The 13,672-nt window shown below is 57.2% G+C and carries 10 protein-coding genes and 1 pseudogene; 4 read left to right on the top strand and 7 right to left on the bottom strand.

Translation table 11 applies throughout. The features are described 5' to 3' along the window. Positions 1–251: 251 nt before the first annotated feature. Genes B0G73_RS33835 through B0G73_RS41500 form a run of 3 tightly spaced genes read right to left on the bottom strand, consistent with a single transcriptional unit; the run spans position 252 to position 2,343 of the window. Positions 252–1,457 carry an IS91 family transposase gene (locus tag B0G73_RS33835; protein WP_106285466.1) on the bottom strand — a complete coding sequence of 402 codons (1,206 nt, stop codon included), beginning with the start codon at positions 1,455–1,457 and terminating at the stop codon, positions 252–254. 8 nt (positions 1,458–1,465) lie between these two features. Beyond that, positions 1,466–1,849 carry a tyrosine-type recombinase/integrase gene (locus B0G73_RS41495; protein ID WP_258194092.1) on the bottom strand — a complete coding sequence of 128 codons (384 nt, stop codon included), beginning with the start codon at positions 1,847–1,849 and terminating at the stop codon, positions 1,466–1,468. Beyond that, positions 1,849–2,343, bottom strand: coding sequence for a site-specific integrase (locus B0G73_RS41500; RefSeq protein WP_258194093.1), 495 nt, complete (start codon positions 2,341–2,343; stop codon positions 1,849–1,851). The genes B0G73_RS41495 and B0G73_RS41500 overlap by 1 nt, the downstream gene beginning before the upstream one ends. A gap of 198 nt (positions 2,344–2,541) precedes the next feature. Here B0G73_RS41500 and B0G73_RS33845 point away from each other — a divergent pair. After that, a pseudogene (locus tag B0G73_RS33845) lies at positions 2,542–2,901 on the top strand (integrase core domain-containing protein); the annotation flags it as partial. A 223-nt stretch (positions 2,902–3,124) separates the two neighbouring features. On the opposite strand, the gene B0G73_RS33855 reads toward B0G73_RS33845, so the two are convergent. Continuing rightward, positions 3,125–3,868 (bottom strand): GntR family transcriptional regulator, encoded by a 744-nt coding sequence (locus tag B0G73_RS33855; RefSeq protein ID WP_106285468.1) that lies wholly within the window; start codon positions 3,866–3,868, stop codon positions 3,125–3,127. Between the two features lie 247 nt (positions 3,869–4,115). After that, positions 4,116–5,747: a pyridoxal-phosphate dependent enzyme gene (locus B0G73_RS33860; protein ID WP_106285469.1), complete on the bottom strand. Its 1,632-nt coding sequence runs from the start codon at positions 5,745–5,747 to the stop codon at positions 4,116–4,118. A 972-nt stretch (positions 5,748–6,719) separates the two neighbouring features. On the opposite strand from B0G73_RS33860, the gene B0G73_RS41955 reads away from it, so the two are divergent. From B0G73_RS41955 to B0G73_RS33875, 3 genes are all read left to right on the top strand, one after another. After that, positions 6,720–7,085 (top strand): ParB N-terminal domain-containing protein, encoded by a 366-nt coding sequence (locus B0G73_RS41955; protein ID WP_374956943.1) that lies wholly within the window; start codon positions 6,720–6,722, stop codon positions 7,083–7,085. A 1,208-nt stretch (positions 7,086–8,293) separates the two neighbouring features. Next, positions 8,294–9,520, top strand: coding sequence for an ISL3 family transposase (locus B0G73_RS33870; RefSeq protein ID WP_106285471.1), 1,227 nt, complete (start codon positions 8,294–8,296; stop codon positions 9,518–9,520). 100 nt (positions 9,521–9,620) lie between these two features. Next, entirely contained in the window at positions 9,621–10,610 is a 990-nt protein-coding gene (locus B0G73_RS33875) for a PLP-dependent cysteine synthase family protein (protein WP_106285472.1), read from the top strand. 437 nt (positions 10,611–11,047) lie between these two features. On the opposite strand, the gene B0G73_RS33885 is transcribed toward B0G73_RS33875, so the two are convergent. Together B0G73_RS33885 and B0G73_RS33890 are read right to left on the bottom strand one after the other, a co-directional pair. Continuing rightward, a protein-coding gene (locus tag B0G73_RS33885) for an IS6 family transposase (protein WP_374957046.1) occupies positions 11,048–11,757 on the bottom strand; the annotation gives its coding sequence in 2 pieces (ribosomal slippage) (positions 11,048–11,487 and positions 11,487–11,757; 711 coding nt in all). A gap of 988 nt (positions 11,758–12,745) precedes the next feature. Next, the gene (locus B0G73_RS33890) at positions 12,746–13,459 is read right to left on the bottom strand and encodes a hypothetical protein (RefSeq protein WP_258194097.1); all 714 of its coding nucleotides are present in this window, start codon (positions 13,457–13,459) and stop codon (positions 12,746–12,748) included. Between the last annotated feature and the right edge of the window lie 213 nt (positions 13,460–13,672).

Below are 13,672 nucleotides of genomic sequence, written 5' to 3' on the forward strand. Positions count from 1 at the left end.
CAGGCGGTGGCCGCTATGGGCATTGAATGACCGCCGCAGTAATTTGTGATGTCTTGCAGGGGCGACCACACACGGACTTCCGGAGAGAGTGGGAAGCATCACGTGTAAAGGAAGCGGGAATGTGCGGGTGAATTGGCAAATCACCCGCCATTTTGGAGTACGCTGGTGCGCGAGCAGATCGAAGGCACGAGTGCAGCCGCGTTGGCCTCGTCAGGAAAGGCGAACGTGTACGGAAACAGGTGCGGTGGCAACTAGCGCGCATGGGTGGGACCTGGCGGGGCTCGTGGAAGGCTGCCGGGTATGTCTTCGATGCGGAGCATGTGTCCCTTGCCACATACGGGACAGTCGCGCAGTGACTTTCCGGTGAGTCGCTGGTAGCGGTCACGGTAGTCTTCCCGGGGCTCGGCTGCGGCAGCGGCGGGAGCCTCGATACCGAGCATCTGCCTGCAGGTGGCGAGCTTGTCGGCACGGTGGCAGTTGGCGAGCCACCCGTAGCTGCGAATGCGCTTGAAGCCGTCAGGCAGCACATGCAGCAGGAAACGACGGATGAACTCGTCGGCCGTGAGCGTCATGGTCCTTTGTCTGGACTCGTGCCGGTAGTCCTTCCAGCGGAACTGCACGGTGTGCCCGTCGAAGGCGAGCAGCCGGTTGTTGGAGATGGCGACGCGGTGGGTGTAGCGGCCCAGGTAATCGAGCACGTGTTCGGCACCGCCAAAGGGTGGCTTGGCGTAGACCACCCACTCCGCCCGTGCCGCGGGTGCAAGCCAGGTTGCGAATTCGACGGGATCGCTCAGGGATTCGAACTGACCGTGCAGGCGCAGCCCACCGGCGTCATAAGCGCGGCGCAGCTGTTCGAGAAACAGGCGGCGAAAGAGCCGTGACAGGACCCGCACGGACAGGAAGAAGCCGGGACTGCAGGCGATCCAGCGCTCGCCGTCCGGGGAGATGCCGCCGCCCGGCACAACACAATGCACATGAGGGTGATGCTGCAGATTCTGTCCCCACGTATGCAGGATCGTGAGGAAGCCGATCTCGGCGCCCAGGTGCTTCGGATCGGCGGCGATCGTGCGCAACGTTTCGGCGCTGGCGCGAAACAGCAGATCGTAGAGCGTCCTCTTGTTCTGGAACGCGAGAGCGGCGATGGATTCGGGAAGCGTGAAGACGACATGGAAATACTCGGTCGAGGGGAGGAGCTCCCCATGCCGGCGTTCGAGCCATTGCGCGCGGGCGAGTGACTGGCACTTCGGGCAGTGCCGGTTACGACACGAGTCGTAACTGATGCGCTGATGGCCGCATGCATCGCACTGCTCGAGATGGGCGCCAAGCGCTGCGGTACGACACAGCTCGATGGCACTCATCACGCGTCGCTGTACACGACTGAGCCCCTCGGCATGGGATAGCCGAAAACTGGGCCCACACTGGCGGAAAATGTCCGCCACTTCGAGCGCCGGCCGCATGACTGCGCTCAGAAGTACTCGGGCGCAGGTGGCGGGGATGGAATGGGTGCAGGGTGCGGCAGCAGATCGAAGGGACTGGTGGTGGCGCACACAGTGCTGGTGGCCAACTTCAGGTACCGGGACGTTGTCGAAAGGGACCTATGGCCCATCAGCAGCTGGATCCGGCGCACGTCAGTACCGGCTTCCAGCAGATGCGTGGCGAACGCGTGTCGCAAAGAATGGGGTGTCACGGGTTTGGTGATGCCGCTGCGCTTGCGTGCAAGCCCGCATGCGTCGCCCACGGCATGGCGGGTAATGGCCCGCCCCGGAATGCTGCCTGGAAAGAGCCATTCCTTCGGATGGGCGTCCTGCCAGTACAGCCTCAGGATCTCGAGTAGCCTCGGCGAGAGCATTACATGCCATCCTTATGGTTCTTCCCCTGGTTCACACGAATAACCATGCGCTTGCTGTCGATATCGGTGACCTTCAGATGCACGACTTCCGACACCCGCAGTCCGGCGGCGTACGCGGTCATCAGGATGGTGCGGTGCTTGAGACTGGCGATCGACTCGAAGAAGGTGGTGATCTCCTCCAGGCTGAGGACGACTGGCAGTCGGAACGGCGTCCTCGGCAAGGGAAAGTCCTCGTCACTCCAGTCGCGTTTGAGCGTCACGCGGTAAAGAAAACGCAGTGCACCGATCGTTGCGCCGAGACTGGCGGGTGCCAGCTTGCGCTCTTCGAGGAGGTAGACGAGCCAGGCCCGGATCTCGTCGGGACCCAGCAGTTCGGGCGAGCGGCGGAAGTGCCGGGCGAAACTGCGTACCTGAATCAGATAGGACTTCTGGGTATTATCCGCAAGGTTGCGGATCTGCATGTCATGCAGCATGCGTTGGCGCAGTGGTGTCATGGCGAGCCTCCTGGAAGCAGTGGGTGGAATGCCCAACCGGGCGTTCACATACTGCTCCTGGCGACACCGCTCACCACCTCGCTGGGGTTCAGCGTCAGACAACCCTCTTCATGAAACGCCAGCCATAGACCTGTGCCCACCTCCCCCTACCGCGTCAGCGGTTTAGTACTATACGGAATATGTGATTTGGCTCATATCCCTTATTCCGAGTCGCTGTTCAAGACCCTGGAAGACCGGCCCGCTTACCCGCTCAAGGCGTTCGACACCTTGTTTGCAGCACGCGCCTGGGTGGGCGCACTTGTGCGTTGGTACAACCACGAACATCGTCACAGTGCGATCCGGTTTGTGACGCCGGCGCAGCGTCATGCCAACCTCGACCAGGACATTCTTGATCGACGCGTAGCGCTCTACGAGAGCGCCCGGCAGCGCAACCCGCTTCGATGGAAGGGACGCACGCGCAACTGGCAGCGTGTAGATGCCGTGCGTCTGAACCCGGATAGCATTGACAACCAGGGTGTCGCCCCGCAACGCCCTAACCAGGAGAGAAAGGCCGCCTGAAAATTTACTCGTTGAGGCGACAACTAGCTTGAAAATTTCCGGTCATGCAGCCAGAGTGCAGTCCCAGTCAAACGCGTTCGGTCGAGACAACGTCCCTGATAAGGTCCATGCCGACAAGGGCTACGACTACACTCGTTGCAGGCAGGCCGGTTTCGGCAAGCTGCAATCCGGTTCGAGCGAAGTCTCGATACCCACGTGGAATTGCTCTCATTCGCTTGCGCCATCATCTGCTCGAGATTCCTCGATCAGTTTTGTTGGAGACACCAAATGCCAGACGATCAAACGGGGATTCCGAGACTCCAAAGAACGAGAGCGATGGGTTGTCTGTCATTAGCTGATATGCGCGTCGGAGCGTCGGGAATCCGTCAGAGATTCCGAATGTAACCTTCGCCTCATCCGACGCAGGGCATGCGCCTACAAGCAATTTCACCTCGTCGAACTGTACTCCTTGTCCACGCAGCACCTCGCCAACCGACTTTCCCTCAAGTTCGTCAACTATTTTATCGCCAAAACAAAGTGGCACGTAAAGAACGTCATGAATGGTCGGCATTCCGTCGACCGCTATCATACTTCTCACACAGCGCATAGTTTCGTTTGGCGTGTCAAACTCGCGTAAAATCGGAATGGCGATTTTCCCTCGTGTCACCGAGGCTGCTGTAACCGATCGTTCAAGAGTATATCGCGACTCATCTTTGAAATTCGAAAATAAAAAGTCCTCAATATCAAAAACAAATCGTCGACTCTCTCGCACAAAAGTTCCACGCCCGGGCACCGCGTCGACGACGCCGGCGGACTGGAGATCGCACAATGCGCGTGCTATGGTTATCAAACTTACGCCGAATTCTTTTGCAAGTTCGGAAGCTGACGGCAAACGATCCCCCATCTCATATTGATGCTCCGCAACTCGCCGCTTTATCTCTTTTCGAATCCTTTCGTGCAATGCCCCAGCTATCGTCGTTCCAGGCATTCAGCTGTCCCCCAGAATGCGCAATACGGACCGCGAGTGCGGTCAAGGTCGGCCACTCCATTCGCGGAACACCTAGTCAACCATGCAGGAAGAATGAGGCGCTCTGTCGCATCCATGTGACGTGGCACTTCACGCGGCAAACCAATTAGAATTTCAACATTTACTAAAGACTCGTTCATTTAACATGTCTCTTCTGCTACTGGCGACCTGTCGGGCGCCGAATTCGACGAAATAGCGCGCATTTCTCTCACCCAACCTTATATTCGAGAATGTTTTGAATACCAATTGGGCCGCAGTATGTACCGCCTGTGTCTTGGAAGCCAGAGCTAAGATAAGCGCTTCTGGCTAGCACGTTGCGCGCATTGACGGCAAGCATGAGTCGGTCGATGGATGGTCGGTTCGACGCGATCCACCGAGCAGCCAGTTTGGTTGCTGCCTTACCGTATCCATTGCCTTGATATGATCGACCGATACGCAGGCTGTGCAACGTCACGACATTTGACGGTGCCCAATCCGGCAACGCGGCCTTTTCACGGAGGACAAAAAAACCAACTATTTCGTTCCGGGCCGCAATTGAAAACGGGTGCTCGAACTCGAGGTTTCGGCTGGTCTTTAGCTCCGAAAAGACCACGTACAACGGATCCACAAACTGACTTTGCTCATGCTCCAGTGCGAGATGGGCGACGGTGCCCCCGTCAAAGCGAGATAATGCTATCAGCCTCGTTTCACCTGCTTCGATGACAGCAGTAGTAGCCTCTCGAGACACTCCCTCTGGAGTACGTCTGCCTGCGTGCAGGAACGTCGACTGTTGGCGGGACTCGCTACAGATCGGAGACGACTTTTCAATAAGGCCAGAAAGAACCTCATCGAGGGTTCGCCTCCCCCAAGCGTAGCGCGACCAGCCACTCAATTTCTGTGTTGGCACCACAACCGTTGGTTCTTGCCGAATTTGCTCGGACCAGCCGCCTATGGATGAGAGCCTGTTCTTTTCATTGTCGTAGACGGTTTCGACATAGCGGCTCCCCTCGTCGGGGAAAATCGCCAAGACCTTCTTGCCAGGGTTCTTACGTGCCCACCAATCGGCCACTTTATATGCTGCACCACTGGTTGGGCCCATAAACAGAGCGTGTTCACGATGTAATCGACGAGTTGCATCAAGCACCTCTGCGGCCGTCAGCCAATGAACCTCATCAAACTGACGGTGATCTAAGCTGCCAGGAACAATTTCGCCGCCTAGCCCGCTGCCATCCTCTAGATCTCCACCGGGCTGCCCAAACAAAACAGAATTTGGAGTATCGATACCAATGACATGCAATTCATGGAATTGTTCTCTTAGAAATCTAGCTGTACCGCACATTGACCAATCTGATTCAATGGCAACTACCAAACAGTCAAGCTTTCCCACTCTGTCGATTAGCAAGTCCGCGAATTTCCTATAAGCGAGTGAATTGACCGAGTCGGAGTATTGTGACGGCCAAAATCCGTCGGGGAGCTCCTTCAGATACTGGGCCAGCCTGTTTAACCGGGCCTGCAGAAGTCGCCCGCGGGTCGCTGGTTCATTGACAATGTCTACATGCGCACCAAGCTCGATAAGGCGCCTTTTAAGATGTGGATCAATCGTCCAGTCGCTTATCAATATGAGTTTGTAACCATATTTCTCAGCCAACATCGCCAACGCAAGACCGAAAGTACCAGAAGGAGACTCGCAGATGGTGGTGCACGGCTTCAACAGTCCCTGCTCCGCGGCCCATTCCAGCATGAACCGTGTCGGCAAAAGTTTCATAAAGAAAAAACTGGCGCCGGATAGGTTGTCGCTCAACTCAACGATTCGAGGATTTTCAAAATCCTCCTGATTGTGCGCTACAGTTCCATTAGACATTTCTTTCCCAGAGTACGCTCATTCAGTATTAAAGTCAAAATATAGCCGATCGTGCTTTTCCGAAAGGAGTTTTTTGGATTCCACTCGCTTATAAATCAAGCATCAATCAAAAATCGCTCCACAATGGGCAATCTGTAATCCGGCCGCACCGTGCCGAATGCCAATTTTATAAAAGTCGTGCAGTTGCGCCTTGGGAAGTAATTTTTCGCTAAGCCGAATGCTTACCGTCGAATCGCGACCAAGTAACGTACTATCGGACAGTTCGACCGCCGTGCGTAACAGAGCTCGGAGCAAGCGAAACGTTCGAACTCCATAGGACGGTGGCAAAGCATAGAAACCACACCACAATGCATCAAACCAATCTTCTCTTCAAAGTCCCGTGGAGCAACTCCTGCGAAATCCAATGGCTTTGCCCGTTTCCGTATTCTGTGGAGGCGACGTACGCCCTCGCTTTGGGCGCGCCGCGACGCTTCAAGGCGTGAATCGGCCGTATCTCGCACGGACGAGAGTCGGTGACCGGTCGCCACGGCACGCTTCAGTAAGTTGAGAGTCGCAAGAGGCGCGCCATGTACCGAGCGGCTAGCAGGAAACCCAAGCTGGGCTCCGTAACGTCGCAAATGCGACGAAGCAGACGGAGGACGTGGCGGTTGTCCGACAATCATCCCGACAAGGCTTCCGATCAACCTGGATGGCGATGCCGTTTCGCGCCACAGATATATACCGTATGTATGTGCGGATGTGCCGCGTGCCCCAAACGGACGCGAGCCGCTTACGGAGTGCACCGGTCGAATACTGCCATCCATGCGACTCCATAGCGGTACCGGCCCAACGCTGCAACAGCGATGCCGATTATAAGGTTTCTTAATATGGCACGATACATGCAGCCGTTTATCCGAGAACACATTACTAACCGAGGTGAAGCCATTGTCGTCCGCAAAATTAATTTCTAGTTACACCGTAGTCAAAGTGCCTGTGCCGCAACTTCGACCAAGCGAGAACATTAATCCCGGCCGTGCTAGCACGCTAACCAAAATGATCGCCGAAAGCGGGCGGTGGACCGAGCCCATTCTGGTCGAACACCGCCATCTTGTTGTCATGGATGGCCATCATCGCCATTTTTGCGCCAAGGCACTAAGCCTATCGTATATTCCGTGCATCCTGCTTTCCTACGATGATCCAAATTTGGACGTGACCTACTGGTCCGATCCTGCGCCCGTTGCTGTCGACCAAATCATCCAGGCTGGCCTCTCCGGGAATCTGATGAGCTTCAAGACCACTCGACACAGGGTAAAGATCCCACTGCCAAGCTGCTCAATCGAGCTAGATGACCTGAGATGAGGGACCACCCATGATCCAAGAATACTTTGTCGACAGACCGGAACCCCTATTCAGCAAGTGGATGCGCGATTTGCTGAACGGCCAATCCGAACCAAGGCTTGGGTCGACGGGTTCCAACCGCCGTTGCGTATCGTATATCCAGACCAACCCACCAAAAACTACCTCCAATAGCGGAACGAATTGCACGAAAGCTATAGGAACAGTCACGTCCAGTTTGCGCCTAAGGCATGCAAGTCCAATTCGTTCCTGCGAGCAGCCGCAGTGGCTGGCGCCGGGGCTGACGCCTCATCGACCGAGGGAGATAATTTCGGCCGTTGTGAACTTGACTTCCGCGGAGCGTATGTCAATGACCGGTCCTGCAAAGTCCAATTATGAAAACAGTCTCCGCATATGTCATAAAGTGACGATTCACGTCGACCGCATCGGAGATGCTAAACGCATTCCCGTATTGACCGGCAAGGTTGGAACTGCCCGTTCGTTTGAATCCGTCCCGAAGGCGAACCAAGCTCGCGGTTTGGAATGTCCGCGGATTAACGGCCTGACGCCCGGTGGCATCGACATCGGCAAGGGATGCCAGATGTGCTTGTTCATGAACTCGGGACGGAGCGAAACACCCAGCTGCAGTGACCCAAACCGCGCATACCGAGTCGTCAGATCAAAGCTTTCTGCAGTACCACCTGCTCCCGGTCCTACTGTAGCCAGGACGACCACTTCTCGACCCGTGTGTGATCTGTGCCTTCGATGTGACCGACGTCGGGAATCTTGGAGGCAGTCGATTCGCAGAGGTTCTTGATGGCATGGTTCGGAAACTTGGTTTGGTGGCGGTTTCGTGCCTGTTCTGCGGCGAAGAAGCGAGCGGTGCCGCCATAAGACGCATCACTTTCTTGCCGGACGCAGTTGTCTGGAATCCGACATCATTCCGTGGCGCGGGCTGGCAATCTGGGGTGGCGTTGCCCCGAGCGATCTCGTCAGCTTCACGACACCGCCGACTATCAATGGATTCGAATGAAAATTCGTTTCACCAGATTCTCGTACTAAAAAAGGATAACCGCTTTCCGCCTCTTTTGAATTTTGAGTGGGTAGGTTTGGCGGGTGAAGGACGGACGTAAGGCCGGCGAAGCGAATCCTTGAGGCGCCCAGAATTGATAAGCTGAGCCGTGGCTGGTTGCGGCAGAATGCGGCAACCAGCCACGCAAGACAAAGCAACCATGACGAATCAACTGTTCGAATCCGCTCTTGGAATAACCGCGCCCTGGTACGTTCAAGGCGTTGACTTTGATGCCGCCCAGCATCAACTCACCATTGCCGTGGACTTCGTCGCGGGCACCCGGTTTGCCTATGCTGGAGTTGCCGGTGAGCATGCTGTCCACGACACGCAAATCAAGCGTCTGCGTCACCTGAATTTCTTTCAACACGAGTGCTTCCTGGAAGTGCGGGTGCCGCGTGTGCGCTTGCCCGATGGCTCCGTGCGGTTGGTCGAACCTGACTGGGTCGGTCAACTCAGCGGCTTTACGCTGCTGTTCGAGGCACTTGTACTGATGCTCGCCCAGCAGATGCCGTTTGCCGCTGTCGCGCGTGCCGTCAACCTGTCGTGGCATCGAGTACACACCATCTGTTCGCGGTATGTGGAGCTGGCACTCGCGGCGGCTGACCTGTCTGAGGTGACGGCAGTGGCGATTGACGAAACCTCGTATCGGCGCGGTCATGAGTATCTGACGCTGGTAGCCGATATGCAGGCGCGGCGGGTCGTGTTCGCCACGACCGGCAAGGATGCCAGCACGATTGAACGCTTTGCGGCCTATCTGGGCGAACACCGTGGCACGTCCGAACAAATCTGCTCAGTCAGCATCGACATGTCGCCGGCTTTCATCAAAGGCGTCAATGAACATCTGCCCGACGCGCGAGTGACCTTCGACAAGTTTCACGTCGTTGCTCACGCGTCCAAGGCGCTCGACACGGTGCGCAGGCAGCAACAGAAGGTCGACCCGCAACTCAAAGGCTTGCGCTGGACGCTGCTCAAAGACGCGAACAAACTGAATCTCGCCCAACTGACCGACCTCGAGGCGCTCGTCAGTCAGTACACCACCAAGCGCACGGCCCGGGCGTGGCTGTACCGAGAGCAGCTGCGCGACATTCTCGAGCGCAAGCAAATCAATGTCGTGTCGGCGATGTTGCACCAGTGGTGTACGAATGTCATGCGCTCGAAGGTCGAACCGATGAAGGACGTCGCGCGACTGATTCGCCGACACTTCGAGGGCATTGTTGCCTGGACTCAGACGCGCCAGACCAACGGCTTCATCGAAGCCATCAACGGCCTGTTTCAGGCCGCCAAACGCAAAGCACGCGGGTACGCTCGCTTCGAAACCATGCGTACTGTCCTGTTCCTCATCGCCGGGAAACTCGACTTATCGCGCTTTAACGAGCATGCCCGTTGAGCCCCGTTACCCACTCCGTTTTCAAAAGAGTCCGCTTCCGGCATCCGGTCGGATGGCATTTAGTAGTCGACAAAAACTTCCTCAAAGGGAGGATAAACAGATGATCGTTAATAGCATCCTTGATACTATCGGAAACACGCCGCTGCTGTTCATCTCTTTACGCGGCGGTGAGATCGATCTCTATCTCAAACTGGAAATGTTTAACCCAACTGGCTCTATGAAGGACCGCATGGCGCTAAGCATGATCAACAGCCGCCCAAATGAGGCCGTTGTTGACATTGTGGAATCCTCATCAGGAAATACGGCGAGTGCGTTGGCCATGATCTCAGCGGTACGCGGAATCAACTTCACCGCATTGATGGACTCCCATGCTAGCCCCGATAAGATCCTTACCGTGCGTGCATTGGGCAGCAACGTCCGGACGGTTGGCAGTGGCGATGGTGCCCTAGCCACGGACGTACGTGACCGAGAAGCTATGCGAATGTCGGCGGAAGAGGACGCCTACTGGACTGAACAACACAACAATCCGGCTAACTCTGCCGGTTACGTCGGGCTAGCCGCTGAATTGCTCGACGATCTCGGCCCAACAATTTCGCATCTTGTGTGCGCTATCGGTACCGGTGGGTCGCTTTGCGGTACTGCGCGTCACCTGAGGCGGCATATTCCTAGCATCCAAGTAATTGGTGTTGAACCAGCTGGAAGTGTCATTTTTGGCGGTCAGGGTGCGCAATACCACCAATCGGGCACTGGCACGCCTGAAGGCGCGGAAGTGGGCGTGGTGATTGACTACAACGTAATAGATTCGGGTCGAAAAGTGAGAGACGACATGGCCTTCTCGATTTGCCATCATTTGGCCCAGCGGCATGGCTTACTGGTCGGCGGATCGACCGGGGGGGCGATCTACGAGGCGCTTAGCGTGGCTCGCGAAGCACCGATAGGATCGCGCATCGTAACACTAGCGTGCGACAGTGGCACGAAGTACTTGGACACTATTTTCAATCAGGATTGGCTGTCAACTCACGATATTCAAATAATCGACGTTGAGAAGCACTTTGCAGATCTTTTCGCGGACGCGCCATCTTCACCGTAGTCCTAAACTGCAATAGCCTAGACTAAATCTGACAGTGGTCGGTTTCTGGTGCTGTTGCGCGTGGGCGCGGAGGACGTAGTCCGAAGCGGCGACGCGCGCGGCGAACCGCATGGAGTCCACCATGACTCAGGAACAGAAAGTCATCCGCGCCAAGGTCGGCATGCTCGAACTGGCGTGGCAACTGGGCAATGTCAGTCAGGCATGCCGGGTACCTGAACTGGTACAAGTGCGTTTCATACTGCCCAACCTCGCTATGTTATTGATAAATCTAGAGAGCCCTCGTTGGTATTGTGGAGTGTCCGCGCCGTGCGCGAGCCCGCCCGACGAGTTCCGTAACTGCGTCCCCGGTCAGCGGAGCGCGATTGAAGATCCACGGCCCGTTGGGGGTTCTGGTGCAGATAGGCGGTGCAGACGAGACTTTGTTATAAATAGGCTACCTAATCAAACGACAGGACGGCCTCCCAGACTGCGGGCGCAGCGGTATCTTTGAGGCCGAGCTTCGCGAGACTGAATTGGCCTTTGCGAATACGATGTACCAACTCAATACCTGAGAGAGTGATCGCTGCGTTCCTGAAACGTTTGAAACCAAGCATGACTTTCGTCCGGGACTTGACGTTGCGGTGGTCCTGCTCGACCAGATTATTGAGATATTTTGAGGATCGGACCTTCGTGTCCTCAGGCAGCAAGCCATCGGCCTTCATCTCGCGCACGGCGCGGTGCGAGGCCGCATAGCCGTCAAGCGTGATGGTCTTCGGTGGCTGGCCTTGATGTTTGATCGCCTTCCTGAAAAAGGCTTTTGCTGCCTCCACGTCGCGCTTTGCACGGAGCATGAAGTCAACCGTCAGGCCAGCGCGATCAACCGCTCGATAAAGGTAAACCACTTACCACGAATCTTCAGGTAGGTCTCATCGACACGCCACGACTGGCCAGTGGGCCTGCCAAAGCGGTTCCACCGTTTGACGAACTCCGGCGCAAAGTGCCGCACCCAACGCAGGATCGTCGTGTGCGCCAGCGCCACGCCCCGTTCCGCCATCATTTCGACCAGATCGCGCAGGCTAAGCTTGTAGCGCAGGTACCAGCGAACACACAGAATGATCACATCGCGGTCAAAGTGGCGGCCGGCGAACAGTTCGTCCAGCCCCTTCAGCTTGCTCATCGTCGGTTCTCAATTCGTTCAGCCCCACACCTTAACCGATTCGCCCCCGCGCCATTTGCACCGGAGCCAGCTCAGGCGCCCGCCCGGCGCTGCGGTACTGCCTTTGATGTTCGGCGCGGTCGCCAGAGAGATCTGACAGTTAGTTGCGTCTAGTCCTCTTTTGCCGATCGACAACGGCGAGATCTTCCCCGGATCGGGCAGGGCATCCACCACATTCGTAGCATGGTTTATTAGGCCGACGACCTGCGGAATTCGAGAATTGCGCTTTCCATTCGCAAGCGGCAAGCCCCTGCGCGGCATCGAATCCGTCATCGGCAGATCAATGCCGTCATCAAGCAGTAGCGCATTGATGAGGGACCCGAGATGAGCCTTGCGCGCCTATGTAGGCGCAAACGCCGTTGGGTCCATCGTCGACCGCCCGTCGCGCGTTGGGCCTTTTCGTACGCCGCCACCGCTTGTCGTGAGCGGGTCATCAAAAAGGGGGCGATTACAGATCACCCGCCGCATTCTGAGCCACGTTCTACCGTGGGGCCTCCAGCGGATCCCGCACCACGGTTTGTGGAGTGCACGTAGGCAGCAGCCCCAATTCGTCGTTTTCCTGCAACTGCCCGACGCGCCACCAATACCGCCCAATGTCCGCGTCGATCGCGTGACGGACTACCGCAACTGCCAGGGATCACTCACCAAGCAGGTCTTCGCGCGACTGATCGCTAATGCCCGTTGGAAAGTAGTGAAAAGAAACAGTGATTAAGAACCGACACTTATTGCTCGATTGCCCCGACACTTATTCGACTTTGCATGACTGTTGATGTGGACAAGGTTGCCCGACGACGCGCGCGAACACCGCAATGCTGCGGATTTCTGCGTTTGGATGTGCTGGATACGCGCTCACCGTGCCAGTCGGCCGCTGCACGGCCCATCCGGACGTGCCCGTTCCTCGCGGCAAGCGGGTCGTCAGAGAAAACACGTGAAGATAGAACTATCGGGGAGGTACCAGCTGCTGGCGCGCAAGCCTGAAACAAGCGTCACGGTCGAGGGAAGGATTGTTCTGCTTGATCTGGCCGGCCCGGATCTGAACCTGGCGCTCGAACTCGGCGGCAAGACCGGCGTCTCCGTCATCCGGCGCCGACCGCGCCGGGTCGGGGCATTTTGACACGCGATTTTTCAGGCTTTCGAGCCACAATTGGCCACGCGCATTTTCGCGCGTGTTGCGACGGCACTGTTTGGCGTCAGCGGCTGTACGCAGTTGCTGGCGCAGCGCAGCCTTGCTGCGCTCGTGCCGCAACCACTTGGCGAGGCCGAATGCGCCAAACAGTGCTTCCGATAGATATCTGATTGCGGCAAGCCCTTTAAAGCTACCGTCCTCCCCGCGCTCGCAGCGTGATCGCGCCGAGGTCAACCCCGCTGCCTGCAGGTCACGCGTCGCGCGCTCCGCACGACGCATATCAAGCCCGGCTTGCCCGGCGAGAAAGCGCAGCGTCACGTTCTGCATCCCGCGTCCCACTGACGGGACACCTACGCGCATGGTCACCAGATCGAGGTATTTGAGACTCGCGCGCAGCAGCTGCACGCAGGCAACGCTTCGTTCAGTCCGTTGCTGGCGTGTCGAGCCGTTTGCCCGGTTCAGACTCGGCAACCAGTCATCCGGCGCGTCGAGATAGCGTCCAAGGCGGTGCATGAGTTCGGTCAGCACACGTGGAATCCCGCCCGCCCCTGTCCTCGGAGGGGTGGGTAGCCCGGGCGGGAGTGCCGCGACCCGACGAGCATGCAGGTGACCGGACATTCCGGGGCAGATGCAGCGTAGGATCAGAAAACCGGGCAGCGAAACGCCCTTCGCCGGCGTCGCCTCATCGAGCGCAGTGTCGCAGACATTGCGTCAGGAACGGAAAGGCACCGTCTGGCCCCT

This window comes from Paraburkholderia sp. BL25I1N1 (genome assembly GCF_003002025.1).
In the GTDB taxonomy this organism is placed as follows: Bacteria; Pseudomonadota; Gammaproteobacteria; order Burkholderiales; family Burkholderiaceae; genus Paraburkholderia.

Coding starts and splice junctions, on each gene's coding strand:
- B0G73_RS41495 (WP_258194092.1), bottom strand. CDS start 1,849: ATGCTCTCGCCGAGGCTACTCGAGATCCTGAGGCTGTACTGGCAGGAC.
- B0G73_RS33870 (WP_106285471.1), top strand. CDS start 8,294: ATGACGAATCAACTGTTCGAATCCGCTCTTGGAATAACCGCGCCCTGG.
- B0G73_RS33860 (WP_106285469.1), bottom strand. CDS start 5,747: ATGTCTAATGGAACTGTAGCGCACAATCAGGAGGATTTTGAAAATCCT.
- B0G73_RS41500 (WP_258194093.1), bottom strand. CDS start 2,343: ATGACACCACTGCGCCAACGCATGCTGCATGACATGCAGATCCGCAAC.
- B0G73_RS33835 (WP_106285466.1), bottom strand. CDS start 1,457: ATGCGGCCGGCGCTCGAAGTGGCGGACATTTTCCGCCAGTGTGGGCCC.
- B0G73_RS33875 (WP_106285472.1), top strand. CDS start 9,621: ATGATCGTTAATAGCATCCTTGATACTATCGGAAACACGCCGCTGCTG.
- B0G73_RS33855 (WP_106285468.1), bottom strand. CDS start 3,868: ATGCCTGGAACGACGATAGCTGGGGCATTGCACGAAAGGATTCGAAAA.